Annotated in this window: 28 protein-coding genes and 2 tRNA genes; 13 read left to right on the forward strand and 17 right to left on the reverse strand. The window is 71.7% G+C overall.

The features are described 5' to 3' along the window. Window positions 1–40: 40 nt before the first annotated feature. Window positions 41–499, forward strand: coding sequence for a GNAT family N-acetyltransferase (locus GA0070603_RS19735; RefSeq protein WP_091322125.1), 459 nt, complete (start codon window positions 41–43; stop codon window positions 497–499). A 4-nt stretch (window positions 500–503) separates the two neighbouring features. On the opposite strand, the gene GA0070603_RS19740 is transcribed toward GA0070603_RS19735, so the two are convergent. Further along, window positions 504–1,451, reverse strand: a complete 948-nt coding sequence (locus GA0070603_RS19740) for an L-threonylcarbamoyladenylate synthase (RefSeq protein ID WP_091322123.1) — start codon at window positions 1,449–1,451, stop codon at window positions 504–506. A gap of 379 nt (window positions 1,452–1,830) precedes the next feature. Here GA0070603_RS19740 and GA0070603_RS19745 point away from each other — a divergent pair, with 379 nt between their 5' ends. Continuing rightward, on the forward strand, window positions 1,831–2,736 hold the full coding sequence (locus tag GA0070603_RS19745; protein WP_091322127.1) for an aminoglycoside phosphotransferase family protein: 906 nt from the start codon (window positions 1,831–1,833) through the stop codon (window positions 2,734–2,736). Here the strand turns inward: GA0070603_RS19745 and GA0070603_RS19750 are convergent. Then, window positions 2,730–3,359, reverse strand: coding sequence for a winged helix-turn-helix domain-containing protein (locus GA0070603_RS19750; RefSeq protein ID WP_091316229.1), 630 nt, complete (start codon window positions 3,357–3,359; stop codon window positions 2,730–2,732). The two genes, GA0070603_RS19745 and GA0070603_RS19750, sit on opposite strands and share 7 nt — an antisense overlap. A gap of 63 nt (window positions 3,360–3,422) precedes the next feature. On the opposite strand from GA0070603_RS19750, the gene GA0070603_RS19755 reads away from it, so the two are divergent. After that, window positions 3,423–4,013, forward strand: coding sequence for a dienelactone hydrolase family protein (locus tag GA0070603_RS19755; RefSeq protein WP_091316230.1), 591 nt, complete (start codon window positions 3,423–3,425; stop codon window positions 4,011–4,013). 30 nt (window positions 4,014–4,043) lie between these two features. On the opposite strand, the gene GA0070603_RS19760 is transcribed toward GA0070603_RS19755, so the two are convergent. Both GA0070603_RS19760 and GA0070603_RS19765 read right to left on the reverse strand, forming a co-directional pair. Then, a complete protein-coding gene (locus tag GA0070603_RS19760; protein ID WP_091316231.1) occupies window positions 4,044–4,511 on the reverse strand; it encodes a helix-turn-helix transcriptional regulator in 468 nt (155 codons plus the stop codon). A gap of 68 nt (window positions 4,512–4,579) precedes the next feature. Next, a complete protein-coding gene (locus GA0070603_RS19765; protein ID WP_091322129.1) occupies window positions 4,580–4,990 on the reverse strand; it encodes a VOC family protein in 411 nt (136 codons plus the stop codon). A gap of 187 nt (window positions 4,991–5,177) precedes the next feature. On the opposite strand from GA0070603_RS19765, the gene GA0070603_RS19770 reads away from it, so the two are divergent. Then, window positions 5,178–5,471, forward strand: a complete 294-nt coding sequence (locus tag GA0070603_RS19770) for a hypothetical protein (protein ID WP_091316233.1) — start codon at window positions 5,178–5,180, stop codon at window positions 5,469–5,471. Between the two features lie 22 nt (window positions 5,472–5,493). Here the strand turns inward: GA0070603_RS19770 and GA0070603_RS19775 are convergent, their stop codons facing one another. Further along, a complete protein-coding gene (locus GA0070603_RS19775; RefSeq protein ID WP_244282562.1) occupies window positions 5,494–5,901 on the reverse strand; it encodes a VanZ family protein in 408 nt (135 codons plus the stop codon). 88 nt (window positions 5,902–5,989) lie between these two features. On the opposite strand from GA0070603_RS19775, the gene GA0070603_RS19780 reads away from it, so the two are divergent. Both GA0070603_RS19780 and GA0070603_RS19785 read left to right on the forward strand, forming a co-directional pair. Beyond that, window positions 5,990–6,676, forward strand: a complete 687-nt coding sequence (locus GA0070603_RS19780) for a hypothetical protein (protein WP_139131902.1) — start codon at window positions 5,990–5,992, stop codon at window positions 6,674–6,676. 86 nt (window positions 6,677–6,762) lie between these two features. Then, window positions 6,763–7,308, forward strand: coding sequence for a PH domain-containing protein (locus GA0070603_RS19785; RefSeq protein WP_139131903.1), 546 nt, complete (start codon window positions 6,763–6,765; stop codon window positions 7,306–7,308). 27 nt (window positions 7,309–7,335) lie between these two features. On the opposite strand, the gene GA0070603_RS19790 is transcribed toward GA0070603_RS19785, so the two are convergent. The 6 genes from GA0070603_RS19790 to gyrB all read right to left on the reverse strand — a co-directional run bounded on the left by GA0070603_RS19790 (window position 7,336) and on the right by gyrB (window position 13,376). Further along, window positions 7,336–7,411, reverse strand: a tRNA-Ala gene (locus GA0070603_RS19790). Window positions 7,412–7,456: 45 nt separating this feature from the next. Further along, window positions 7,457–7,585: a DLW-39 family protein gene (locus GA0070603_RS31790; protein ID WP_208862918.1), complete on the reverse strand. Its 129-nt coding sequence runs from the start codon at window positions 7,583–7,585 to the stop codon at window positions 7,457–7,459. A gap of 43 nt (window positions 7,586–7,628) precedes the next feature. Then, window positions 7,629–7,702 (reverse strand) — tRNA-Ile (locus GA0070603_RS19795). A gap of 150 nt (window positions 7,703–7,852) precedes the next feature. Continuing rightward, entirely contained in the window at window positions 7,853–8,770 is a 918-nt protein-coding gene (locus GA0070603_RS19800; protein WP_091316242.1) for a DUF3566 domain-containing protein, read from the reverse strand. Between the two features lie 3 nt (window positions 8,771–8,773). Continuing rightward, window positions 8,774–11,299, reverse strand: a complete 2,526-nt coding sequence (gyrA, locus tag GA0070603_RS19805) for a DNA gyrase subunit A (RefSeq protein ID WP_091264894.1) — start codon at window positions 11,297–11,299, stop codon at window positions 8,774–8,776. A 130-nt stretch (window positions 11,300–11,429) separates the two neighbouring features. Next, window positions 11,430–13,376, reverse strand: coding sequence for a DNA topoisomerase (ATP-hydrolyzing) subunit B (gene gyrB, locus GA0070603_RS19810; RefSeq protein ID WP_091316244.1), 1,947 nt, complete (start codon window positions 13,374–13,376; stop codon window positions 11,430–11,432). Window positions 13,377–13,956: 580 nt separating this feature from the next. Here gyrB and GA0070603_RS19815 point away from each other — a divergent pair. Continuing rightward, a complete protein-coding gene (locus GA0070603_RS19815) occupies window positions 13,957–14,511 on the forward strand; it encodes a hypothetical protein (RefSeq protein ID WP_091316247.1) in 555 nt (184 codons plus the stop codon). On the opposite strand, the gene GA0070603_RS19820 is transcribed toward GA0070603_RS19815, so the two are convergent. Then, window positions 14,496–14,990 (reverse strand): MarR family winged helix-turn-helix transcriptional regulator, encoded by a 495-nt coding sequence (locus tag GA0070603_RS19820; RefSeq protein WP_091316250.1) that lies wholly within the window; start codon window positions 14,988–14,990, stop codon window positions 14,496–14,498. The genes GA0070603_RS19815 and GA0070603_RS19820 overlap by 16 nt on opposite strands. A gap of 98 nt (window positions 14,991–15,088) precedes the next feature. On the opposite strand from GA0070603_RS19820, the gene GA0070603_RS19825 reads away from it, so the two are divergent. Then, window positions 15,089–15,316 carry a hypothetical protein gene (locus tag GA0070603_RS19825; RefSeq protein WP_091316256.1) on the forward strand — a complete coding sequence of 76 codons (228 nt, stop codon included), beginning with the start codon at window positions 15,089–15,091 and terminating at the stop codon, window positions 15,314–15,316. 3 nt (window positions 15,317–15,319) lie between these two features. On the opposite strand, the gene GA0070603_RS19830 is transcribed toward GA0070603_RS19825, so the two are convergent. The 5 genes from GA0070603_RS19830 to dnaA all read right to left on the reverse strand — a co-directional run bounded on the left by GA0070603_RS19830 (window position 15,320) and on the right by dnaA (window position 21,707). Beyond that, the gene (locus GA0070603_RS19830) at window positions 15,320–15,934 is read right to left on the reverse strand and encodes a DciA family protein (RefSeq protein ID WP_091316259.1); all 615 of its coding nucleotides are present in this window, start codon (window positions 15,932–15,934) and stop codon (window positions 15,320–15,322) included. After that, window positions 15,924–17,057 carry a DNA replication/repair protein RecF gene (gene recF / locus GA0070603_RS19835; protein WP_091316262.1) on the reverse strand — a complete coding sequence of 378 codons (1,134 nt, stop codon included), beginning with the start codon at window positions 17,055–17,057 and terminating at the stop codon, window positions 15,924–15,926. The genes GA0070603_RS19830 and recF overlap by 11 nt, the downstream gene beginning before the upstream one ends. A 16-nt stretch (window positions 17,058–17,073) precedes the next feature. Then, window positions 17,074–17,946 carry a phosphogluconate dehydrogenase (NAD(+)-dependent, decarboxylating) gene (gene gnd / locus GA0070603_RS19840; RefSeq protein WP_091316265.1) on the reverse strand — a complete coding sequence of 291 codons (873 nt, stop codon included), beginning with the start codon at window positions 17,944–17,946 and terminating at the stop codon, window positions 17,074–17,076. Window positions 17,947–17,986: 40 nt separating this feature from the next. Beyond that, window positions 17,987–19,120 (reverse strand): DNA polymerase III subunit beta, encoded by a 1,134-nt coding sequence (gene dnaN, locus GA0070603_RS19845; RefSeq protein WP_091316268.1) that lies wholly within the window; start codon window positions 19,118–19,120, stop codon window positions 17,987–17,989. Window positions 19,121–19,880: 760 nt separating this feature from the next. Then, window positions 19,881–21,707 carry a chromosomal replication initiator protein DnaA gene (gene dnaA, locus GA0070603_RS19850; protein WP_091316270.1) on the reverse strand — a complete coding sequence of 609 codons (1,827 nt, stop codon included), beginning with the start codon at window positions 21,705–21,707 and terminating at the stop codon, window positions 19,881–19,883. 577 nt (window positions 21,708–22,284) lie between these two features. On the opposite strand from dnaA, the gene rpmH reads away from it, so the two are divergent. The 5 genes from rpmH to GA0070603_RS19875 all read left to right on the forward strand — a co-directional run bounded on the left by rpmH (window position 22,285) and on the right by GA0070603_RS19875 (window position 24,951). After that, entirely contained in the window at window positions 22,285–22,422 is a 138-nt protein-coding gene (rpmH, locus tag GA0070603_RS19855; protein ID WP_013736606.1) for a 50S ribosomal protein L34, read from the forward strand. Between the two features lie 34 nt (window positions 22,423–22,456). Then, window positions 22,457–22,870: a ribonuclease P protein component gene (rnpA, locus tag GA0070603_RS19860; RefSeq protein WP_091316273.1), complete on the forward strand. Its 414-nt coding sequence runs from the start codon at window positions 22,457–22,459 to the stop codon at window positions 22,868–22,870. Window positions 22,871–22,911: 41 nt separating this feature from the next. Continuing rightward, the gene (gene yidD, locus GA0070603_RS19865; RefSeq protein WP_013477538.1) at window positions 22,912–23,151 is read left to right on the forward strand and encodes a membrane protein insertion efficiency factor YidD; all 240 of its coding nucleotides are present in this window, start codon (window positions 22,912–22,914) and stop codon (window positions 23,149–23,151) included. Further along, window positions 23,152–24,150, forward strand: a complete 999-nt coding sequence (gene yidC, locus GA0070603_RS19870; protein WP_091316275.1) for a membrane protein insertase YidC — start codon at window positions 23,152–23,154, stop codon at window positions 24,148–24,150. Window positions 24,151–24,366: 216 nt separating this feature from the next. Further along, window positions 24,367–24,951: a Jag family protein gene (locus tag GA0070603_RS19875; protein ID WP_091316278.1), complete on the forward strand. Its 585-nt coding sequence runs from the start codon at window positions 24,367–24,369 to the stop codon at window positions 24,949–24,951. Window positions 24,952–25,296: the final 345 nt, after the last annotated feature.

Here is a 25,296-nt window from a genome sequence, read left to right on the forward strand (position 1 = left end):
CCGGTCGAGTCCGGTGCGGCCCGGCGGCCAGGGTGCCGCCGTGCCGTCACCACGTCTCGAAGAGATCACCCCCGACAACGTCCTGGCCGCCTGCGCGATCGCCGTCCGTCCCGACCAGGAGGGGCTGGTCGCCCCGGTGGCCCGGTCGCTCGCCGAGGCGTACGCCCAGCCGGCGGTCGCCTGGCCCCGGCTCATCGTCGACGGCGACCGCCCGGTGGGCTTCCTCATGGGCTTCCTCGACATCAAGTGGGGTCAGGACCCGGCGGACGTCCGGTCCGGCCTGTGGCGGCTGAACATCGCCGCGGACCAGCAGGGCCGGGGCTACGGGCGGTTCGCCGTGGCGGCGCTCGCCGACGAGTTGCGTCGCCGGGGTGCGGACCGGATGTTCGTCACCTGGGCGCCCGGCCCGCACGGCCCGGAACGCTTCTACGGCCGCCTCGGCTTCCGGCTCACCGGTGAGCGCAGCGGCGACCAGGTGGTCGGCGAACTGGCCCTCTGACGGGTCAGCGCCAGGTGGCGGCCGCCCGCCGCAGCCGGTCGTTTATCGCCCGGCCCACGCCGACCTCGGGAACGGGCTCGGCCACGATCTCGGTCACCCCTGTCGCGTCGAGCCGGTGCAGGGCGTCGAAGAGCCGCGCGGCCGCCGCCGTCAGGTCACCCTCGGGCGACAGCACCTCCACCGCCGCCCAGTCACCACCAGCGGGCCGCTCCCGGAAGGCCAGGAATCCCCGCCGGCCGCCGTCCCCCTCGGCCGCCGCGCCCAACCGCAGAGGGGTACGCGGGGCGTAGTGCGCGGCCAGCGTCCCGGGCGCCACCGGCTGGCCCGAGTTGCCCTGGCGTACCTCCACCGGGCCGACCGCGTCGACCAGCGCCTCCACCGGCAGCGCGCCCAGCCGGAGCACCACGGGCCGCTCGCCGCGCGCGTCCACGATTGTCGACTCGATCCCGCACCGGGTCGGCCCGCCGTCGAGCACCACTTCCACGGCCCCGCCCAGCCCGGCCACCACGTGCTCGGCGCGGGTGGGGCTGAGCTGCCCGAACCGGTTGGCGCTCGGCGCGGCCACCGGCACCCCGGCGGCGGCGATCAACGCCCGCGCGGACGGCTCGTCCGGCACCCGGACCGCCATGGTGTCCAGGCCGGACGTGACGATCGGCGGGATCACCGCCGGCCGGTCCACGATCAGCGTGAGCGGGCCGGGCCAGAAGCGCTCCACCAGCGCGGCCACCGCCGGCGGCACCGCGCCGACCAGACCGGGCAGGTCGGCGGCGTCGGCCAGGTGGCTGATCAGCGGGTCAAAGCTGGGTCGGGCCTTCGCCTCGAAGATCCGGGCCGCGGCGCGGGCGTCCAGCGCGTTCGCGCCCAACCCGTAGACCGTCTCGGTGGGGAAGGCGACCAGCCCGCCGGAGCGCAGGACGGCGGCGGCCTCGGCGATGCCGCTCTCGGCCGGCAGGACGCGCGGGGATCCGGTGCTCACGCACCCGACGCTAGCCTGCCGGGGACGCCGCCCCGGCACTACCCTGCCCCACGTCGACCGTCACCGCCCCGGCCGCCGGCAACTACCGCCTCACCTGCCGGCTCGATCCCGACGCGCCCGGCCAGCAGCAGGCCGTGACCCGGGAACCGGACCGCCGGCTCGCCCTGCGCCTGCGGCTGGCCCGGTGGCGGGGCCCGCCACCGGCAGGCGCCGCCACCGGCTGGCCCGGTGGCGGGGCCCGCCGGTGGCGGCGCTGCCGGGCGGCCTGGTGCTCTCGGCATGACGCTCACCTGGCGCCGCCGGCCGGACTGAACTCGTTTGCGGCCCGTGCCGGGGCCGATCCAGGATGGTCGCCGTGATCCGGACGAAGATGCACGCCGACGAGGTGCTGACCGACGCCGACCTGGTCCGGCGGCTGCTCGCCGGGCAGTTCCCGCACTGGGCCGACCGACCGCTCCGCCTCGTTCCCTCGTACGGGACGGACCACGACATCTACCGGCTCGGCGACGACCTCGCGGTACGGCTGCCCCGGATCGGCTGGGCCACGAGGCAGGCGGCCCGGGAGGCCGAGTGGCTGCCCCGGCTGGCCCCGCACCTGCCGCTCGCGCTGCCCGTGCCGGTGGCCATGGGCCGCCCCGCCGAGGGCTACCCCTTCGACTGGTCGGTCTGCGAGTGGCTGCCGGGAGAGAACGCCAGCACCGCCCGGTTCGACCCGGACACGGCGGCGGTCGACCTGGCCGCCTTCGTCGCCGCGCTGCGGCGGATCGACACCACCGACGCGTACCCCCGGCCGCCCCGCGCCCGGGGCGCCGACCTCGCCGAGTTGGACGACGGGGTCCGGGACGCGGTACGCCGGCTCGGCGACCGGGTCGACGGCGGCGCGGTGCTGCGGGCCTGGCAGGAGTCACTGGACGCGCCGGCCTGGGACGGGCCGGGGGTCTGGGTGCACGGCGACCTGCTGCCCGGCAACCTGCTGGTGGTCGACGGCCGGCTCTCGGCGGTCATCGACTTCGGCGGGCTGAACGTGGGGGACCCGGCCTGCGACCTCCAGCCGGCGTGGAATGTCTTCGCCGGTCCCAGTCGCGCCCGGTTCCGCACGGAACTGGCGGTGGACGACGCCTCCTGGCTGCGCGGCCGGGGCTGGGCGCTGCTCCAGGCGGTGATCGCCCTGCCCTACTACTGGGACACCAACCCGGGGATCGTCCGGCAGACCTCCCACGCGCTGCGCGAGGTGCTGGCCGACGCGGCCGGCGGCTACTGACCGCCGTCCCGGTCGGCCGGATCCCGGTCGGCCGGGTCACGGGCGGCCGGGTCGCGGTCGGTGTCCGGGAGGGTGGGCGCGTCGGTGGGGTAGAGGCCGGCGACGAAGCCGTACACCTGGTCTCCGGACCGGGGGATCTGGGCGAAGCGGCGGGCGAGCGCCTGCACCTCCGCCCAGAACGTCCGCACCTCCTCGATGGGGATGCGCGCGTGGACGAGCGTGCACCGCAGGTCGTCGGCGGCGTGGGCCGGCGCGGCCTCGGCGGCCGCCTCGGCGAGGCCGTTGATGCGCGCCACGACCTGCTTGTCCTCGGGCCGGTTGAGCACGCCGACGTAGAAGGTGCGGGCGACCCGGCCGTAGAACCGCTCCTCGATCGCGCGGACCCGCCGGGTCCGCACCACCTGGAGCAGGCCGGCGTCGACCAGCAGGTTCACGTGATAGGCCACGCTGCTCTTGGGGCGCTCGACCGCCCGGGCCATCTCGTTCACCGTGGCGGCCCGCTCCAGGAGCAGCTCCAGGAGGGTGGCGCGCAGCGGGTCGGCCAGCGCCCGCAACTGTTCGGGCGCGGTGACCACGAGCATTTCGTCGAGGTCGTAGTCCGGGATCTGCTGATTGACCGACATTTCTCGACCGTTCTAGAATTCTGGATCATTCGATCGCTCTGGTTCGTTGACAGGAGTCTAGAGATGGCCGACGTCGTTCTCTTCCACCACATCCAGGGGCTCACCGACGGCGTGCGGGCTCTGGCCGACCAGTTGCGCGCCGGCGGGCACACCGTGCACACCCCCGACCTGTTCGACGGCGAGCGGCCGTCGACCATCGACGAGGGTGCCGCGCTGACCCGGCGCATCGGCGGGGAGGTGCTCGACGAGCGCGCCGACCGGGCCGTGGCCGACCTGCCGACGGACCTCGTCTACGCCGGCGTCTCCTGGGGTGCCGCCACCGCGCAGCGGCTCGCCCAGACCCGGCCCGGCGCCCGTGGCGCCCTGCTCTACGAGTCCTGCCTGCCGGTCACCGGCGAGTGGGCCGTCGGCCCGTGGCCCGAGGGCGTCCCGGTGCAGATCCACGGCATGGACAAGGACCCGTTCTTCGCCTTGGAGGGCGACATCGACTCCGCCCGCGAGCTGGTCGGGATCGTCGGGCCCGAGCGGGGCGAGCTGTTCGTCTACCCGGGCGACGCGCACCTGTTCACCGACAGCACCCTGCCGTCCTACGACGCGGACGCGACGGCACTGGTGGTACGGCGTTCCCGGGAGTTCCTCGACCGGCTGGGCTGAGCCGTCAGCGCCAGCGGCCTCTTCCCGGTCTCAGCACACGAGGACGGCTGCGGCGACCGGCGTCTCCTGGTTCCTGACCGGCCTGCTCACCTGCTTCGTCACGCACGGCGGCATGCCCGTCGCCACGCCCGCCGCCCGGCGCCGGTAGGCGCTGGGTGGCACACCCACCAGCTCCGTGAAGCGGCTGCTGAAGGTGCCGAGCGACGAGCAGCCGACCGCGAAGCAGACCTCGGTGACGCTGAGGTCGCCGCGACGCAGCAGCGCCGCCGCGCGCTCGATCCGCCGGGTCATCAGGTAGGCGTACGGCGACTCGCCGTAGGCCAGCCGGAACTGGCGGCTGAGGTGCCCGGCCGACATGTTCACGTCGTGGGCGAGCGCCTCGACGTTCAGCGGCTCGGCGTACTCCCGGTCGATCCGGTCCCGGACGCGGCGCAGCCGGGTGAGGTCGTTCAGGCGCTGCGCGTGCGCGCGTGCGCGCCCCCACGAGGGGTGACACATGAGGGGAGGTCCTTTCCTCGGTGCCCGAGGCGCCGGCCTTGGACGGGCGGGACGGATGACCGGACGGGTCAGCGAAGCTCCTGGATGCGGACCAGATTGCCGGCCGGGTCGCGGAAGGCGCAGTCGCGGATGCCGTACGGCTGCTCGGTCGGCTCCTGGACGACCTCGGCGTCGCTGGCCTGCACCTTCTCGAAGGTGTCGTCGAGGTTGCGGGTGGCCAGCAGGATCCAGCCGTAGGTGCCCTTCGCCATCATCTCGGCGATGGTGCGGCGCTCGTCGTCGGTGATCCCGGGATCGACGGCCGGCGGCGCCAGGAGGATGGACGTGTCGGGCTGGCCGGCGGGGCCGACCGTGATCCAGCGCATCTTGCCCCGGCCGACGTCGTTGCGGACCTCGAAGCCGAGGACGTCGCGGTAGAAGGCCAGCGACTCGTCCGGGTCGACGTGCGGCAGGAAGCTCGTGTGGATGGTGATGTCCATGACGATCATGCTAGGCACGGCGTCGTGCCCGGGCTTCTTGATTCCTGATCGATCCGCCCCGGTGTTTCGCCGAACGGCCCGACGGAACCGCCCTGCGGACGGCTCCTCCCGCCGGCCCTGGTGACGCGAATGGTGGAGCCCCGGAGACCTGACCGCCTCCCGCGCTCCGGATCCCTATTCTCGGAACGTGGCGGATGACGACGCGGAGCTGCTGACCCTGTTCCGGAACGCCGTTCGGCGGGTCCGCCAGGCCGCGGTGCGACACGAGGACGAGGAGTTGCACCGGGCCGCCGCGGAGATCGGCTACGCGGTGTGCACCGTACGGCGCGGTCATGGGCAGCCCTGCCTGGCGCCCGAGGACATGTGCGACTGCCCGGTCTGCGGCGCTCACCCGGGCCAGAACTGCGTCTCCCTCCCGGGCCATCCCCTGGGTGACCGGCCGTTCCACACCGAGCGGCAGCACCAGTGGGAGAAGGATTAGGCCCTCCCGCGGCAGCGGCGGCTCAGCGGTCCGGCACCAGTGCCGCTCGCGGTCGATCCGACGGCGCTCCGGCCGAGGCGCGCCACCAGCGGCGCGACGCCAGCGAGGCCAGCCCGGCGCCGGCGGTGTTGAGCAGCACGTCATCCACAGAGGACACCCGGCCCAGCCGCAGGGCGTACTGCGCGACCTCGACCAGGACCGAGCAGCCGGCCGCGAGCGCCAGGATCCGCGGCACCGACGCCAGCGCCGCGAACCGCAGCGTGGCGAGGAACCCCAGCGCCGCGAACACCAGCAGGTTGCCGACGATCTGGACCGTCACCGTCAGCGGCCCGGCCCCGAGGATCGTGAACAGATCCCGCCCGTTGAACGTGCCGAGCCAGCCGTGCCAGCCCCGGACCATGCCACCCCCGCTTGCGGTGCCCGTCTGCACTCGGATCGTACTGGTTGATCTAGCAGCCGTACTCGGCCTGACCGTGGCGCACCTCTGGTTGTTGCAAGCGCGGGCCACAATCCAGCACGTGGCACCGTCGCGCTCCCACCCCGGCACCGCGCGTCGCCACCGGCTTTCCCTGATCGCATGCTTCACGGCGCCCGGCGCGGTCGCGGCGCTCACCAGCCTGTTCGCCTGGTCGGGGTGGCTGGCCATCATCTCGTCGGTCGTAGCACTGGTGATTGCCAGCCAACTCGTGTTGACCCAAACCATGTGGCAGCGGGCCTCGCTCGCGGTGAAGGCCGTGGCGATGGCCGCCTTCGTCGCGTCGCTCTTCTGGGTCATCGCCATGATGTTCGCCCCTCGGCTCACGGTGCTGGATCTGCGGGGGCAGCCGGTGGTGGCGACAGTCGTGGACCACGACGTCAACCGCTACCACGGCCGTGGGGGCAAACAGGAAGAGCACTGCTACCGCCTACAGCGCACCGATGCCAGCCCCGTCTTCGGCAAGATCTGCCGGGACTGGGATGAATTCGCCGTAGGCGAGACGCTGACGGTGCTGGTCGACCCCAGCGGCCTCATCGCATCCGAGACCCCGGGCGAGGTTGCCGCCGCGCGCTTCTGGCAGATCCCCGGGCTCGTGAGTCTCGTCGCGACCCTCGTCCTGTGCTGGGTGACCGGCGGACTCACACCCCGTGTGGCCAACGGTCACCTCGTTCGACGGCGACTCCCTCGTCCACCACGATCCAGGCATCGCAGCAGGTACGAGCTCTGATCAATCACTGCTCGCACAGAGTCTGGTGGATGTCCGCGACGATGCTCTGACCCTCGCGCTTGCCCGCGATCGTTACCGTCCAGCCTGTGGTCGACGTCCAGGAAACCTACCGGCGGCTGGAGCCGGTGCATCTGGTGTTCGCCCTCGTGTGGGGCTTGGGCATGTCGTTGCCGATAGCGGCCCACTGGTCCACGGGACCTGCCATGGTGGCCTCCTTGTTCGCCCTGGACGCTGCCGGCCTCGCCCTGGTGCACCTGAGCGGCCCAGCGGCCTCGATCGTCGTCACGCCGAGACACGTGATCGTCAGGAACCCCTTCCGGCGATACGTCATCCCCCGCTCCCTGGTCGAGGGCGTGGACACCGACACCCACTTCACCCCGCATCTTCTGGTGCGCGACGCACGTTCGATCCGGCTCGCAGCTCTCAACCTCAACCTGCCCCGGGGCTACCAGATGAACGCAGGGCGCCACCAACGGCAGGGGGTGACGTCCATGCTTGACCGAGTCCCCGAGGAGCCGAACGGCGGCCCGGTGGAGCGCTGCATCCGCTACGGGTACCTCGTCCTGGCCGTAGCCGCAGTGGGTTCCGCAGTAGCCGCATGTCGCTACCTGCTGTCGATCGACCCGATGTAGGACCGAACCGCAGGTGCGGAGTGAAGATGGTGGAGCCCAGGGGACTTGAACCCCTAACCCCTGCCTTGCAAAGGCAGTGCTCTGCCAGTTGAGCTAGGGCCCCGAGACGGGCGGAGTCGCCCGGTGCCGGCAGTCGGAGGAGGCGCGGTCAGCGCAGGTCGGGCGCGGTGGTCGCCTCGTGCCAGAGAGCGCGCTCGTCGTTCGAGGCCTTGATCTTCTTGGCCACGACGGCGGCCACGCCGACGACGCCGACCAGGATCAGGAGCTTCTTGAACATGGGCTTGACCCCTCGCGCTCGACTATCGTCGGACGATGTGCGGTGGGGCTAGCTGGAATCGAACCAGCGACCTCAGAGTTATCAGCTCTGCGCTCTAACCGACTGAGCTATAGCCCCGCGTAGCGACGAGCAAGGTTAACCCATCGCCGCCGTGGCTCCCAAATCGGGGGGCCCGTGGCGGCGCGGCTCACCCACGCCACCTTCGAACCTACCCGGACACGCGACGCCGGGGCGACCGCTTTACGCGGTGCCCCGGCGTCGTCGGGTTCAGTCGCGCTCGGCGAGCGTCAGCTCGATCCCGCCGACCAGGTCGGCGCAGACGTTGTAGACGAACGCGCCCAGCGTGGCCAGCGCGGTGAAGAGCACCACGTTGACCAGGCCGATCAGCGCCGAGCTGAGGATCACGCCCTTGGCGGTGATCCGGAAGCCGCCGCCGCCCTGCCCGCCGCCGGCGTTCACCAGGTCGGTGAGGCTGTCGTTGACGCTCTTGAACACGCCCATGGCGTCCAGCGCCAGGTAGAGCACGGAGGTGGCGACGACAACCACGATGAAGAGCACCACGGAGACCGCGAACGCGAACTTCATCACGGACCACGGGTCGATCCGCTTGAGGTTCAGCCGGGCCCGGCGCGGCCCGCGCGACGCGGCCGAACTGACCGAGGTACGCGCGGCGCGTACCGCCTCACCCACGCGGGCGGCCCCGACGGCCGCGGCACCGCTGATGCCCGGCGGCAAGCCGCCCCCGTTGGCGGGGCGGCCCGGGGTGCCGGGACGCGCGCCGTCCGGCGACGGCTTCGGTGCCGTGCCGAGGCCGGCGCCGACACGCGGCTGGGTACCGGTGGTGCCGGTGGACGGCCGGGCGGCCGCCGCCGGCTTGGCCGGCTGCGGGGTCGTGGCGGTCGTGGCGGGCTTCGCCGCCGCCGGGGCGGCCAGGCCGTCGGCCGACGTCGGGGCGTCGACCTTCGTCTCGGCCTGGTCGGACGGCCGCGAGTCCTCGCCGGGCTTGTCCGGTGGCGGTGCCATGCCGGGGGCCCGGGTGAACTTCGGGGCAGGCGCGTCGGCGGGGACGGTGGCCCGGCCCACGGCCGCGCGGCCGGTCGCTGGTGTACCGCCCTGTGCGGCCTCCTCGTCGACCGGGTTGGCCGAGGTCCCCTTGTTCCCCGACTTCGCCTGTGTCTCCGTCATCAACTAGTCCTGTTCGTCAGGCTCGTCGGCATTGCGAGCAATCGCCACGATAGTCACGCCGTCCGGGAGGTCCATCAGCTTGACCCCCATTGTGTTCCGGTCCCGCGTACGGCGTACAGGCTTCACCGGAGTCCGGATGACGCCACCGTTGCTGGTGATGGCGAACAGCTCGTCGTCCGGGCTGATCACCACGGCACCGACCAGACCACCGCGTCGCTCGGTGATCTTCGCAGTCAGCACGCCCTTACCTCCCCGGCCCTGGACCGGGTATTCCTCGATCGGGGTACGTTTCGCGTATCCCCCGTTCGTCGCGACCAGCACGTCCATTTCCATGCCCTCGCGGACGACCTCCATCGCGAGCAGGACATCCTCCTCGCTGAACCGCATGCCGATCACACCCGAGGTGGCCCGGCCCATCGGGCGCAGCGCCTCGTCGCTGGCGTTGAAGCGGATCGCCTGGGCGTTCTTGGAGACCAGCAGCAGGTCGTCGGTCGGGGCGACGAGGGCAGCACCGACCAGCTCGTCCTCATCGCGCAGGTTGATCGCGATGACTCCGCCGGAACGGTTGGAGTCGAACTCCTCGAGCCGCGTCTTCTTCACCAGGCCGTTCTTCGTGGCCAGTACCAGGTAGGGCGCCACCTGGTAGTTCGGAATTTCGATGATCTGCGCGATCTGCTCGTCCGCTTGGAAGGCGAGCAGATTGGCCACGTGCTGGCCCTTGGCCACCCTACTGGCTTCGGGAAGCTCGTAGGCCTTGGCCCGGTAGACCCGGCCCTTGTTCGTGAAGAACAGGATCCAGTCGTGGGTGGAGCATACGAAGAAGTGGCTGACGATGTCGTCCTGCCGCAGTGTCGCCCCGCTGACGCCCTTGCCGCCGCGCCGCTGCGAGCGGTAGAGGTCGACCTTGGTGCGCTTGGCGTATCCGGTGCGCGTGATCGTGACGACCACGTCCTCGCGGGCGATGAGGTCCTCCATCGAGACCTCGCCGTCGAACGGCACGATCTTGGTGCGCCGGTCGTCGCCCCACTTGGCGACGATCTCGCCCAGCTCCTCGGAGACGATCCGCCGCTGCCGCTCCGGCTTGGCCAGGATGTCCTTGAGGTCCGCGATCTCCAGCTCCAGCTTGGCCAGGTCGTCGAGGATCCGCTGGCGCTCCAGGGCGGCCAGCCGGCGCAGCTGCATGTCGAGGATCGCGGTCGCCTGGACCTCGTCGATCTCCAGCAGCCGGATGAGGCCCTGGCGGGCGTCCTCGACCGTGGGCGAGCGCCGGATGAGGGCGATCACCTCGTCGAGGGCGTCCAGCGCCTTGGCCAGACCCCGCAGGATGTGCGCCCGCTCCTCGGCCTTGCGCAGCCGGAACGCGGTCCGCCGGCGGATGACCTCGATCTGGTGCTCGACGTAGTAGCGGATGAACTGGGCCAGGTTGAGCGTGCGCGGCACGCCGTCGACAAGCGCCAGCATGTTGGCGCCGAAGGTCTCCTGGAGCTGGGTGTGCTTGTAGAGGTTGTTCAGCACCACCTTGGCGACCGCGTCGCGCTTGAGCACGAGCACGATCCGCATGCCGGTGCGCCCGGAGGACTCGTCGCGGATGTCGGCGATCCCGCCGAGCTTGCCCTCCTTGATCAGCTCGGCGATGCGCTCGGCCAGGTTGTCCGGGTTGACCTGGTAGGGCAGCTCGCTGACCACCAGCGCCGGGCGGCCGCGCTTGTCCTCCTCGACCTCGACCACGGCGCGCATCCGGATCGAGCCACGCCCGGTCCGGTAGGCGTCCTGGATGCCGGCCTGGCCGACGATCAGGCCGTGGGTCGGGAAGTCCGGGCCCTTGACGATCTCCAGCAGCGCCTCGAGGGTGGTGGCCTCGTCGGCCTCCGGGTTCTCCAGGCACCACTGCACGGCCGCGCCGATCTCGCGCAGGTTGTGCGGCGGGATCTTGGTGGCCATGCCGACCGCGATGCCCTCGGAGCCGTTGATCAGCAGGTTGGGGATGCGGGACGGCAGGATGGTGGGCTCCTTGGCCCGGCCGTCGTAGTTGTCCTGGAGGTCGACGGTGTCCTCGTCGATGTCCCGGAGCATCTCCATGGCCAGCGGGTCGAGCTTGCACTCGGTGTACCGCATGGCCGCGGCCGGGTCGTTGCCCGGCGAGCCGAAGTTGCCGTTGCCGTCGACCAGGGGGTAGCGCAGCGACCAGGGCTGCGCCATCCGCACCAGCGCGTCGTAGATGGCCGAGTCGCCGTGCGGGTGGAACTGACCCATGACGTCGCCGACGACGCGGGAGCACTTCACGTAGCCGCGGTCCGGCCGGTAGCCGGAGTCGAACATGGCGTAGAGGATCTTGCGGTGGACCGGCTTGAGCCCGTCCCGGACGTCCGGCAGGGCCCGCCCGACGATCACGCTCATCGCATAGTCGAGGTAGGAGCGCTGCATCTCGACCTCGAGCCCGACCGGCTCGATCCGGTCGTGCGCGACGACCGCGGCGAGTGTCTCCGGGGTCTCCGGCTCGTTCGGCGTGGACTCGGGAGTATCGGTCACTGTTAACCCTTATCAGACTCAGAGTCGTTTTCGTGCTGTGGATAACCGCTGTGGAAACCGGCCAGACTGTGGATAACTCTGTGGACCGCCGGGCCGGCCGGTGGATCTCCGGCCGACCCGGCCCGGTCCGTCAGATGTCCAGGAACCGCACGTCCTTGGCGTTGCGCTGGATGAACGACCGGCGCGCCTCGACGTCCTCGCCCATCAACACGCTGAACAGCTCGTCGGCGGTTGCGGCGTCGTCGAGGGTCACCTGGCGCAGGGTGCGGGTCGCCGGGTTCATCGTGGTCTCCCACAGCTCGGGATAGTTCATCTCGCCGAGACCCTTGAACCGCTGGATGTCGTCCGGCCGGGCGTTGGGCTTCTTCTGCTGGCGCAGCGCGATGAGCCCGTCCCGCTCCCGGTCCGAGTACGCGTACTGCGCGTCGTCGCCCTTCTTGTTCCACTTGATCTTGTAGAGCGGCGGGGCGGCCAGGTAGACGTGCCCCAGCTCGACGAGCGGTCGCATGAAGCGGAAGAGCAGGGTGAGCAGCAGCGTCTGGATGTGCTGGCCGTCGACGTCGGCGTCGGCCATCAGCACGATCTTGTGGTAGCGCAGCTTCTCGATGTCGAAGTCGTCGTGGATGCCGGTGCCCAGGGCGGTGATGAGCGCCTGGACCTCGTTGTTCTTCAGCACCCGGTCGATCCGGGCCTTCTCCACGTTCAGGATCTTGCCGCGGATCGGCAGGATCGCCTGGGTACGCGGGTCACGCCCCTGCTTGGCCGAGCCGCCGGCGGAGTCACCCTCGACGATGAACACCTCGGACTCGCGCGGGTCGGTGGACTGGCAGTCGGCCAGCTTGCCCGGCATCGAGCCGGACTCCAGCAGCGACTTGCGCCGGGCCAGCTTGCGGGCCTGCTGGGCGGCGATGCGGGCCCGGGCCGCCTGGGACGCCTTCTGGATGATGGTCTTCGCCTCGGCCGGGTTCCGGTCGAACCAGTCGACCAGCCGGTCGTTGCAGACCCGCTGCACGAAGCTCTTCACCGGGGTGTTGCCCAGCTTCGTCTTCGTCTGGCCCTCGAACTGCGGGTTGGTCAGCTTGACCGAGATGATCGCGGCGAGGCCCTCGCGGATGTCCTCCCCGGAGAGCTTCTCGTCGCCCTTGAGCAGCTTCTTCTCCGCGCCGTAGCGGTTGACCACGCTGGTCAGCGCGGCCCGGAAGCCCTCCTCGTGGGTGCCGCCCTCGTGGGTGTTGATGTTGTTGGCGAAGGTGTAGACCGACTCGCCGTACGACTCGTTCCACTGCATGGCGATCTCGACCGACATGCCCTCCTCCTCGGCGCCGAACTCGACCACCGTCTTGTGGATCGGGTTCTTGGAGGCGTTGAGGTGCCGGACGAAGTCGGCGATGCCGCCCTCGTAGTGGAAGGTCACCTCGCGCGGCTTGCCCTCCTCGTCCTCGGCGACCCGCTCGTCGAGCAGGTGGATGGTGAGGCCACGGGTGAGGAAGGCCATCTCCTGGAGGCGCCGGTAGATGGTCTGGAAGTCGAAGTCGACGGTCTCGAAGACGTCGGCGTCGGGCCAGAAGGAGACCGCCGAGCCGGTCCGGTCGGTCGCCTCGCCCTTCTCCAGCGGGGTGGGCTTGGAGTTGTGGTATTCCTGGCGCCAGACGAAGCCGTCCTTGTGGATCTCCACGGCCATCTTGGTGGACAGCGCGTTCACCACCGACACGCCGACGCCGTGCAGGCCGCCGGAGACCGCGTACGCCTTGCCGTCGAACTTGCCGCCCGCGTGCAGCACGGTCAGCGCGACCTCGACACCCGGCTTCTTCAGCTTGGGGTGGAGGTCGACCGGGAAGCCGCGACCGTTGTCGGTGACCCGGACGCCACCGTCGGCCAGCAGCACCACGTCGATGGTGTCGCAGAAGCCGGCCAGCGCCTCGTCCACCGCGTTGTCGACGACCTCCCACACGAGGTGGTGCAGGCCGCGTTCACCGGTGGACCCGATGTACATACCGGGCCGCTTCCGGACCGCCTCCAGGCCCTCGAGAACGGTGATCGACTCGGCGCCGTACTTCTTGTTGTCCTCCGCTGCCACCCTCGGCCACTTTCTCGCACCGGCCGCGCCAGGGCGCGGGGCGCGGGTTCGGCGGACAGGACGCGACGTCGGCGCGCACGGACCGGTCCCCGGATGTCCAGGTCACGGATCGCGTACGCCGGTCGCCGCGGTTGCCCGCGGATCGCGATCGGCTCGACCCGATGCGGGACAATGATCAAGGGCCCTGGGGCCCTTGTCCGCCGCTCCGTGTCGGGTCTTTCGTCTCGCGGTCAATCTTACTCTGCGCAGCCGACCAAACCGCCACTCGGCACCCCCTCCGGGGCGGCTGAGAATGCCGTAGCGGCCCGAACCGCTCTGTCCGCGACTCCCCCTACACGCGACCGAGGGCTTCCGGTCGCGGCGCGGCATCAGACCCGTCGAGCTGAAGTCGTCGTTGCCCTGATCGAGGGCGCGGCCGGCACGGATCGGTACCGGCCGGTGACCGACCGGGGGTCGCGGTGGGACCTGCCGTGCCGTACCTTTTGCGGCGCCGCCGCCTGCGGTCTTGATCTTTCGGGGACGGAACCGGGACGATCGACCCGACCGGTCGGACAACGTGCTTGCTGAGAGGTGACGCCAGATGGGGCTGGACAACGTCGCGGTGCACTGGCCGCGGACCGGCCGCTTCTACGACCCGGTCGCTCCGGCCGAGTTCGTCGACTTCGGCGAGATCGTGGACATGCCACGCATCTCGGCACCGACCGCCGCGCTCGCCGAGCTGATCGCGAAGACCGGCACGGTGCGGGCGACCGCGTACACCGAGCTGGTCGACCTCATCCTCGGGCTGGAGAATGTGCTCTACGCCACGGAGAACTCCGCCGAGGACGAGGACCCGGTGATCGACCCGGACGGCTGCTCCTGGATCGCCGAGGGTGTGGAGAAGTTCGTGGCCCGGCACCGCCCGTTCGGCGAGGCGGTCACCTTCGAGTCGGTCAGCGAGGTGCTGCGCTCGCTGCTCGGCGACGGGCGCCTGGCCGAGCAGCAGCTCCGCTGGCTCGACAGCCGACTCGACAAGCTGCGCGACGAGAGCGGCGAGCCGCCGCAGTGGAACTTCACCTGCGCCGAGCTGAGCGTGCTCGCCGCCTTCTACCGGCGCTGCGCCGAGCGTGGCTTCGCGGTCTACGCCGACGCCTGACCCGGCTGCCCGGCGGCGCCGGGCTCGGCCGTCGCGGCCCGGTTGGCCGCCGCGATCACCTCGGTGAGCACCGTGTGCAGGTGCCGCAGGTCCGCCAGCGGCAGGCCGAGCCGCTGCACGATCGCCGGGGGGATCCGCTCGGCCTGCTCCCGGAGGGCCTGCCCGCTGGCGGTGAGCGAGACGGCCAGGCTGCGCTCGTCCGAGGCGTCCCGCTCGCGCCGCACGTAGCCGGCCGCTTCGAGGCGCTTGAGCAGCGGCGACAGCGTGCCGGGGTCGAGCTGGAGCAGGCGGCTCAGCTCCCGCACGGACAGCGGCGCGTACTGCCAGAGCGCCAGCATGACCAGGTACTGCGGATGGGTGAGCCCCATCGGCTCCAGGAGCGGCCGGTAGACCGCGACGACGCCGCGCGCGGCCACGGAGAGCGCGAAGCACACCTGCTGCTCCAGCGCCAGGGGATCGCCCTCGAGCTGGTCGGCCACCCTCGTCCTCCTCGTCGTCGTTGCGATCGTAGCAACGATTGGTGTACCAATTATTGGCGTACCAATCATGCCTGGTCGGTGAGGGAGAGTGCGGGCGGATGAGCGACGACGAGCAGGTGGGCGACGCCTCCGGCAAGGGCGGCCGCCTCATGGGCTGGGTGTTCCGCAACCTCGCCGGCCCCTCCCAGGTGCAGGGCGCCGTGCAGGGCGGCTCGCAGCTGGCGCGCGAGGCGTGGAAGCAGGACCTGGAGCGGCGCAAGCAGTGGAGCCGCGAGCAGCGGGAGCTCAAGCGCGCCCAGCGGGAGGCACGCCGCGGCGACCGGTGACGGTCAGCCGTAGGTGTCGCGGGGGCCGCGGCCGCGCACCCGCCGTGGACCGCGCGACCAGGACGGCGCGGCCGGGCCGTGGATGTGCAGCTTGCGCACCACGTTGTGGCCCACCTCGCTGGCGATCTGCTTGAGCAGCGAGCCGGCGAGCAGCCGCAACTGGGTGGCCCAGGCCGTCGAGCGCGCCTCCACGGTCAGCTCACCGTTCTCCAGCTTCACCGGTCGGCTGTGCTGCGCCACCTCGGGCCCGACCACCCGCTCCCAGGCGCCGAAGACCGTCGCCTCGGCCGCCGGCTGCTGCCAGCCACGGGCCTTCACCAGCTTGTCCAGCACGGCGCCGAGCGGCTGCGGGTCGCGCGGGTCCGGCCCCGGGCCGGAGTAGCCGCGCAGCCGCTTCTCACCGTCGCCCCGCACCGCGCTGCGCCGCCGGGTGCCGGCGGCCGCCTGCCGCCGGGCCTTCGCGGCGTCCAGCACCGCCCGGGCCAGCTCCGGCCCGGCCGCACCCTCCGGCAGGCCCGCACCGGCCTCACCGCCCGGCTTCGCCTCCGGCCCCTCAGGGGTACGCCCACCGCGTCCCGGCCCCAGCCGTGCGGGCGGGAGCTGCACCTCATCCGACACGGCGTACCGTCCCCTCGCCCACCGCGTACCGGGTGCCCCGCAGGGTCGCCGGCACGTCGTCGTCCACCGCGCACGTCACCAGGAGCTGGCTCGCGCCGCCCACCAGCTCGGCCAGCCGCTCCCGCCGGCCGGCATCCAGCTCGGCGAAGACGTCGTCCAGCACCAGCACCGGCTCGATACCGTCGGCGCGCAGCAGGTCGTACCCGGCCAGCCGCAGCGCCAGCGCGTAGGACCAGGACTCGCCGTGGCTGGCGTAGCCCTTGGCGGGCAGCGGGCCGAGGCTGAGCGCCAGGTCGTCGCGGTGCGGGCCGACCAGGGTGGTGCCCCGCTCGATCTCCGCCGACCGGCTCGCGGTCAGCGCCGCGGCGAGCGCCTCCACCAGCGCCGCCCGGTCCGTGGTCGACTCGGGCAGCTCCACCGACGGCCGGTACGCGATCCCCGCCGCGCCCCGGCCCGCCGCCACCGCGTCGTACGCCTTGGCCACGTGCGGGGTGAGTGCGGCGACCAGCTCCAGCCGGCCGGCCAGCAGCTCCGCCCCGTGGTGCGCCAGGTGGGTGTCCCAGACCGCGAGGGTGGACAGGTCCCCGCCCCGCGAGCCGCCCGTCTTCCGGGCCAGGTACGCCGTCCGCAGCAGCGCGTTGCGCTGCTTCACCACCCGCTCGTAGTCGGCGCGCACCCCGGCGTACCGGGGCTGGCGGGTCACCAGCAGGTCGTCCAGATAGCGGCGGCGCTCCGCCGGGTCGCCACGGACCAGCTCCAGGTCCTCCGGGGCGAAGAGCACCAGCCGCAGCGCGCCCAGCACGTCCCGGGCGCGGCGGGCCGGGGAACGGCCCAGCCGGGCCCGGTTGGCCTTGCCCGGGACGATCTCCAGCTCGATCAGGAGTTCCCGGCCCTCGTGCACCACCGCGCAGCGGATCACCGCCGAGACGGCGCCCATCCGAACCAGTGGGGCGTCCGTGGCGACCCGGTGCGAGTCCAGGGTCGCCACGTAGCCCAACGCCTCGACCAGGTTGGTCTTGCCGACGCCGTTCGCGCCGACCAGCACGTTCGGGCCCGGCTCCAGGTCGACGCCGACCCGCTCGTACGAGCGGAAGTCGACAAGTTCGAGCCGGCGGACGTACACAGGCTGTGGATACCGGTCAGCGCTTGTGGACGGCGTGGCCGCCGAACTGCTGGCGCAGCGCGGCGACGGCCTTCATGGCGGGCGAGTCGTCCTGCCGGGAGGCGAACCGGGCGAACAGCGAGGCGGTGATGACGTTGAGCGGCACGGCGAGCCGGACCGCCTCGTCGACCGTCCACCGGCCCTCGCCGGTGTCCTCGGTGTAGCCGCTCAGCTCGGCCAGCTCCGGGTCCTCGTCCAGCGCCCGGTCCAGCAGGTCGAGCAGCCAGGACCGGACCACCGTGCCCTCGCGCCAGGACTTGAAGACGCCCGGCACGTTTGTCACCAGCTCCGAGGCGGCCAGCAGCTCGTAGCCCTCGGCGTAGGCGTGCATCAGGCCGTACTCGATGCCGTTGTGCACCATCTTCGCGTAGTGGCCGGCGCCGACCGGGCCGGCGTGCACGAAGCCGAACTCGCCCGCCGGCTTGAGCGCCTCGAAGATCGGCATGAGGCGCTCGACGTGCTCCTGGGCGCCGCCGACCATCAGGGCGTACCCGTTCTGCTTGCCCCAGACGCCGCCGGAGACGCCGACGTCGATGTAGCCGATGCCCTGCTCGTTGAGGCGCTCGGCGCGCGGGGCGTCGTCGCTGAACCGGGAGTTGCCGCCGTCGATGATGATGTCGCCCTCGCCGAGCACGCCGGCGAGCTCGTCGATGGTGGCGTCGGTGACACCGGCCGGGACCATCACCCAGACCGCGCGGGGCGACTCCAGCTTGTCGGCCAGCTCCGCGAGGCTCGCGACGTCGCTCAGCTCCGCGTTGCGGTCGTAACCGACCACCTCGTGACCGGCGGCGCGCAACCGCTCGCGCATGTTGCCGCCCATCCGGCCGAGTCCTACCAGGCCGAGCTGCATCTGCTCCTACCTCCGTACGTCTGGGTGGTGCTGCCGTCGATCAGCGGGACACGCGGATCGGCATGATGAGGTACCGGTACCCCGGGATGACCTCGCCATCCTCGCCCGCCGGGGAAATCACCGCGGGCTTGAAGGCGTCGACGAACGCCAGCTGGGCGAACTGGGCGCCCAGGTTGCTGAGGCCGTCGATCAGGTACTGCGGGTTGAAGCCGATGGTCAGCGGGTCGCCCGTGAAGGTCGCCTCCATGGCCTCGCTGGCCCGGGCCTCCTCGGTGCCGCCGGCCTCGACCACCAGGCCGTCGGAGCTGAAGCTGAGCAGCACCGGGGTGGTGCGCTCGGCGACCAGGGCCACCCGCTTGACCACCTCGATGAGCGTGGCGACCGGGACCCGGGCCTCGGCGTTGTGGCTGGCCGGGAAGAGCGAGCGCACCGGCGGGTAGTTGGCCCCGTCGAGCAGCCGGCTGGTGGTCCGGCGGGTGCCGCCGGAGAAGCCGATCATGCCCTCGCCGGCGCCGCCCTGAGACAGCGCCATGGTGACGTGGCCGCCGAGCGGGCCGAGGGCCTTGGCGGTGTCGTGCAGCGTGCGGGCGGGCACCAGCGCGTTGAGGCTGATCTCCGGGTCGTCCGGGTTCCACTCCATCTCGCGCAGGGCCAGGCGGTAGCGGTCGGTGGCGAGCATCGCCAGCGTGCTGCCGGACAGCTCGATCCGGACGCCGGTCATCATCGGCAGCGTCTCGTCGCGGCCGGCGGCCACGGCCACCTGGGCCACCGCGGCGGCGAACGCGGCCGCGTCGACGGTGCCGGCGCTCTCCGGCATCTCGGGCAGGGTCGGGTAGTCCTCGACCGGCATGGTCGGCAGGGTGAACCGGGCGCTGCCGCAGACCAGTTCCAGGTGCGCGCCGACGGCGGCGATGTCCACCGGCTTGGCCGGGAGCGCCTTGGTGATCTCGGCGAGCAGCCGGCCGGAGACCAGGGCGGCGCCGTCGGCGTCACCCTGCACCTCGACGGTGACCTGGCTGGAGACCTCGTAGTCGAAACCGGAGACCTGGAGGTTGCCGTCGGTGACGCGGAGCATCACCCCGGCCAGCACCGGTACGGAGGGTCGGTTGGGCAGGCTCTTGGCGGTCCACGCGACCGCCTCGGCGAGCGCGTCGCGCTCCACTCGGAACTTCATCAATGCCTCCGCGTCGACGTCAGCGACAACTCTCTCATGCCGACCGCTGCCACCCGTCCCGCCCGACCGTGCGGGTACCCATCGCACCTTAGGGCGCGTGGGCATCGGCTGTGCGCCCGACCCCGTGGATCCAGGTGCCCGGGCGACTGCCGGCGGCAGTGCTCCGGCCCGATCCACAGGAAGTCCAACGGTGATGATTGGTTTTTGTTGTTTAGAAGAGATAACTCATCGTCTTCATCGCACCTGTGCAAACTGTGGAGAACCAGCGTCCGCCCAGGTCAGACAGGTTATCCACCGGTGGTTTCGCTGTGGAGAACCAGGGGTACAACCCGTGTCCGGGTCCACAGCCGTCGCCAGCCGCCGGGTTTTCCACGGCTGTCCACCGGTTGTCCACCGCTAATCCACCGGGTTTCTCCCCAGTGTTGTGGACAGCGCCGACGCCGTCGACCGTCGTCGTCCCCAGAACCTTCAACAGGCCACCCACAGGCCGACCGTCGTCGGTGGACAACCCGACCGTCGTCCCCAGGCGTCCACAGCCTCGTCCCCAGGGGTTGTCCACAGTCTGTGGGTAACCGGACCGGAACCGAGCGTGGTTATCCACCGCCTGTGACACAGGGGATGTGGACAAGCGGACCGAGTTGTGGATGAACACGACTCTGATCGTGGGCCCTGAACCGGGTCGAGGGTCAAGCCCCGGCTGTGCACAGGCACGAAAAAGCCCGGCCGGTGAGCCCGGCCGGGCGTCGTGTCGGCGTACGGATCAGGTGGTCTGCTTGATCCGGTTGGTCAGCTCGGCGATCTGGTTGTAGAGCGAGCGCCGCTCCGCCATCTGCTGGCGGATCTTCCGGTCGGCGTGCATGACCGTCGTGTGGTCCCGACCGCCGAACGCCTGCCCGATCCGGGGCAACGACAGGTCGGTCAGCTCCCGGCACAGGTACATGGCCACCTGGCGGGCGTTGACCAGCACCCGGGACCGGGAGTGGCCGCGCAGGTCCTCCAGGCTCACTCCGAAGTAGTCCGCGGTGGAGACCATGATCTGGTCGGCGGTGATCTCCGGGCCGGCGCCGTCCGGGATGAAGTCCCGCAGCACCTCCTCGGCCAGCGACAGCTCCACCGACGAGCGGGTGAGGCTGGCGAACGCGGTGACCCGGATCAGCGCGCCCTCGAGTTCCCGGATCGAGTTCGACACCCGGGAGGCGATGAACTCCAGCACGTCCGGCGGGGCGAACAGCCGCTCCTGCGCCGCCTTCTTCTGGAGGATCGCGATCCGGGTCTCCAGGTCCGGCGGCTGGATGTCGGCGAGCAGGCCCCACTCGAAGCGGGTCCGCAGCCGGTCCTCCAGCGTCGCCAGCTGCTTGGGCGAACGGTCCGAGGTGATCACGATCTGCTTGTTGGCGTTGTGCAGGGTGTTGAAGGTGTGGAAGAACTCCTCCTGGGTCCGCTCCCGGTTCTCCAGGAACTGGATGTCGTCGATCAGGAGGATGTCCACGTCCCGGTAGCGGCGCTGGAACGCGCTCGTCTTGTCGTCCCGCAGCGAGTTGATGAAGTCGTTCGTGAACTCCTCGGTCGAGACGTACCGGACCGAGCGGGCGTTGCCCAGCGTCGTGGCGTAGTGCCCGATGGCGTGCAGCAGGTGGGTCTTGCCCAGCCCGGAGCTGCCGTAGATGAACAGCGGGTTGTACGCCTTCGCCGGCGACTCGGCCACCGCCACGCTCGCCGCGTGGGCGAAGCGGTTGGACGAACCGATGACGAACGTCTCGAACATGTACTTCGGGTTGAGCCGGTTGCCACCGCTCTCCGCACCGCCGGGCAGCCGCCGGTCGGACTGGCCGCCGGGACGGTGGTCGGGGGCGCCGCGACCCGGGCCGCTGTCCGTGGCGCCGTCGCGGGGCAGGCCGCGCAGCGGCGGGGCGTCGGCCGGGCCGGCCGCCTCCCGGTAGCGGGGCTCGTAGCCACCGGCGTCGGGGGCGGGCGCCTCGACCCGGGCCCGCTCGTCGAAGGCCCGGCGCTCGGGGGCGGCGCGCAGCGGTTCGGCGAAGGCAGCGCTGAAGAGCGTGTCCTGCCCGTCGCGGCTGGCCGGGATGAGCTGGGGGCGGGCGCCGTCGGCGGTGCGCTGCCGGGGGGCGGGCTCCTCGGCCGGCGGCTCCGGGCGCGGGTCGGCGTACGCGGGGGCCTCCGGCCGGGCCGGCGGGAAGCCCAGGTCGGGGAAGCCCGGAGCGGTGTCCGCCGGAGCGGGCTGCTCGAAGCCGGCGAGCAGGTCCGCGGGGCCGGCCAGGGGCTCCGGGCCGCTGCGGTAGACGGTGCCGGCCGGACGGCCGCCCGGATCCTCGGCGACGCGCACGGTGACGGCGACCTGGATGGGCCGGCCGAGCCGGCGGCTCAACGCCTCGGTGATGGCCGGGCGGAGGCGGGACTCGATCACGTCCCGGGTGAACGCGTCCGGTACGGAGAGGAGCGCGGTGTCCTCGACGATCGCCCGGAGCCGGGTCAACCGGAGGTACGCCCGCTGCTGCGCGGAGATGATCTCGTCGGCGAGCTCGTCGGTCGTCGCCGTCCACACCGCGGCAAGGTCGTTCGATCCGGTCACCGTCGTGCCACCCCCTCGCCTCTCCTCACGCCCGCCCGGACGGCTGACCGGTCGTCATCCACAAGTTATCCACAGCCTGTGTGTACCGACCGATTGTGGCCGCCCACCGGACGCGGGTCGGACCTGCCCCCCTGGTTTCCGGAGGCGCTGAAGCGGGTTCACCGTGCCGAACGATTCACTACCTTGTCCGGTCTTGCCGGTCAGCGACAAACTCGGACCCCCCGACGCTGACCGCAATCGGGCACGCTAACAGCGCGGACCCCGCGCCATCAACCGTCGACACCGGGGCAGCCTTGTCAACATCAGTGAAAACCGCCCCTTCGGTCGCGCTTCCCGCGCTGGTCGGGGCCCGGGTGTGAGGTTTGACGGTCATTGCCGCCCTGCGTAGGCTGGAGCGGCTGCTCTCTCGCCCTCTGCTAGGGTGATGGGTGCTTGCTGTCCGCGGTCGCTTCCCCGCATCGCCGAGGTCCCGCGCCGCCGGGCAGCACCGATCGGAGGCCACCCCCGAGGTGGCCTGGACCACCACACGACCCCGGGCGATCCCCCGCGCGGGGCGTACGACAACGGAGAGCCTGACGTGAGCAAGCGCACCTACCAGCCGAACAACCGCCGGCGCGCGAAGACCCACGGCTTCCGGCTGCGCATGCGCACCCGTGCCGGCCGCGCCATCATCTCGACCCGTCGCGCCAAGGGCCGCGCCCGCCTGTCGGCCTGAGGCCGACCGGTCCGGTCCGGGGACGTGGGCAGTCGTGCTGGCCGCCGCGCAACGACTGCGGCGCAGTAGCGACTTCGCCGCAGCGGTTCGGGGTGGCCGCCGCGTCGGCCGTGGCGCCGTCGTGGTCCACCTGACGCTCCCCACGCAGACCGGATCCACCGCGACACCCTCGCCGGAGCCGGCGCGGAGAAGCGGTGCGGATACCTCCGCACCCCGCCGCGCCGGCTTCGTCGTGTCCAAGGCCGTCGGCAACGCCGTGGTCCGGAACAAGGTCCGCCGCCGGCTCCGCCACCTGGTCCGCGAGCGGCTGGCCGACCTGCCCGCCGGCAGCACCCTCGTGGTACGCGCACTGCCCCCGGCCGCCGACGCGTCGTACGCCCGGCTCGGCGCCGACCTGGACGCCGCCCTCGCCGCCGCGCGCTCCCCCCGGGGTCGGCGGTCCCGGTGACCGAACACACTGCCGCGCCGCGGCCCACCACCGGTGCCCGCATGCTGCTGGCGCCCATCATCGCGTACCGTCGGTGGATAAGTCCGGCACTGCCGGCCCGCTGCCGGTTCTACCCGTCGTGCAGTGCCTACGCCGTCGAGGCGGTGTCCCGGCACGGTGCGCTGCGGGGAGCCTGGCTGACGGTCCGGCGGCTGTCGCGCTGCCACCCCTTCCACCCAGGTGGACACGACCCGGTGCCGGAGCCGGGCGACCGCCGCCGTTCCGACGTGACTGGAGCCTGAGTGTTTAGTCTCGACTGGATCTACTACGCGATCTCGTGGATCCTGCTGACCTGGCACTCGGCCTGGGACGCCATCGGGGTCTCGGTCGACGCCGTGATCGGCACGAACTGGGCCTGGATCCTCTCCATCATCTTCCTGGTGGTGACGGTCCGGGTGATCCTGTTCCCGGTCTTCGTCAAGCAGATCAAGTCGCAGCGGGCCATGCAGGCGCTCCAGCCCAAGGTCAAGGAGCTGCAGGAGAAGCACAAGGGTGACCGGGAGACGCTCCAGAAGGAGATGATGGAGCTCTACCGGAAGGAAAAGGCCAACCCGCTCATGGGCTGCCTTCCGATGTTCCTCCAGATCCCGGTCTTCCTCGGCCTGTTCCACACGCTCAAGCGGCTCAACCCCGACAACCAGGGCAAGACCCTGTACGGCTGGACCGTCGAGCAGTTCAACAGCGCCTCGAACGCGAAGCTCTTCTCCGCCCCGATCTCCGGGAAGTTCGGCTCCACGGCCGCCGAGATGGCGTCGCTCGGCGCGAACCTCACCACCGTGAAGATCGTCGCCGGCGTGCTGGTCTGCATCATGATCGCCACGACCTACCTGACCAGCCGGCAGATGATCCTCAAGACCGGTTGGGCGGAGGACCCGCAGCAGCGCATGGTGCAGCGGCTGATGCTCTACGGCATCCCGTTCTCGCTGCTCATCTCCGGCGCCATCTTCCCGATCGGTGTGATCATCTACTGGGTCACCAACAACCTCTTCACCCTCGGCCAGCAGCAGTGGGTGCTGCGGAAGTTCCCGCCGCTGGTGCCGCCGAAGAGCAGCACCGCCGGGAAGGCCACGGCCGGCAAGACCGCCCAGCCGGCCAAGGCCGGTGGCCTGCTCGGCCGCAAGACCGCCCAGCCGGCCGTCAAGGCCCCGGCCGCCGCCCCCAAGGTGGCCGGCCCGAAGCCCGGCGCCAAGCCGGTCAACCCGAAGAAGAGCGGCGGCCGCCCCGCCAAGCGACAGGGCTGAGCCCACCGGGCCGCCGCCGGAGATCCGGTGGCGGCCCGTTCCGGCCCCCGAGCTGCCACCGAGAGGTCGGCGCCGGGCCGGAACCGCCGCGCGGAGCGCGGTCACGGGCGAAACTGGCCCGTACAGACGTGCCCGAGGGCACCGGCGAAACCTCCCGCCGGCCCCGGGAGACCAGCGGACCCGACGGTCCGGCCGAGCGAGTACGGAGATGAGACCGTGACCGACACCAGCATCCCCAGCGCCGACCAGTCCCTGGACGAGGAGAACGCGCCGGCCGCCACCCCCGAGGAGGCCGAGGAGACCCAGGGCGAGGCCCGGGAGAAGAAGGCCCCCGCCGACAGCGACCTGTTCCGCCAGAGCGAGATCGCCGCCGACTACGTCGAGGGCCTGCTCGACATCCTCGACTACGACGGGGACATCGACGAGCTGGTCTCCGGCGGCCGCCCGGTCGTCGAGGTGGTCGGTGGCCGCCTCCAGAACCTGGTCGGCCAGCGCGGCGCCACCCTGGAGGCGCTGCAGGAGCTGGCCCGGCTCGCGGTGTTCCGGCAGACCGGTTCGCCGAGCCGCCTGCTGCTCGACGTCGGTGGCTACCGCGCCGCCCGGCGCAAGGAGCTGGCCGCCGTCGCCAAGAACGCGGTGGAGAAGGTCAAGGAGTACGGCGAGCCCGTCCGCCTGGAGCCGATGTCCGCCTTCGAGCGCAAGTGCGTGCACGACGTGGTCAACGCGATGAGCGGCGTGGAGAGCGAGTCCGAGGGCGTCGAGCCGAACCGCCGGATCGTGGTCCGGCCGGTGGCGGACTGAGCGGGTGGCTTCCGACGAGACGACGGCGGATGCCGTGACCGGCCCGGGCGGCGCGCCGCCCGGGCCGTCGCCTGTTCATCCCGACCCGGCCGTCGACCCCGTCTTCTCCGCCGGCGAGGTCGCGGCCGATCCGTCGGTGCCGGCGGGACCCGCGACCCCGGCGGATCCGACCTTCTCCGGCGAGTCCGGTCCGGAGCCGGTCGTGGCGGCGGACCCGGCGGTGGAGGTGACTCCGGCTTTCCTCAGCGAGCCCCTGCCGGCGGGTGGGACCCCGGCACCGGAGCCGGCCGCACCGGGCGGACCTGTCGACCCGGTGTTCGCCGAGCCGACCGCCGCCGCTGGGCC

The sequence above is a fragment of the Micromonospora chersina genome (assembly GCF_900091475.1).
In the GTDB taxonomy this organism is placed as follows: domain Bacteria; phylum Actinomycetota; class Actinomycetes; order Mycobacteriales; family Micromonosporaceae; genus Micromonospora; species Micromonospora chersina.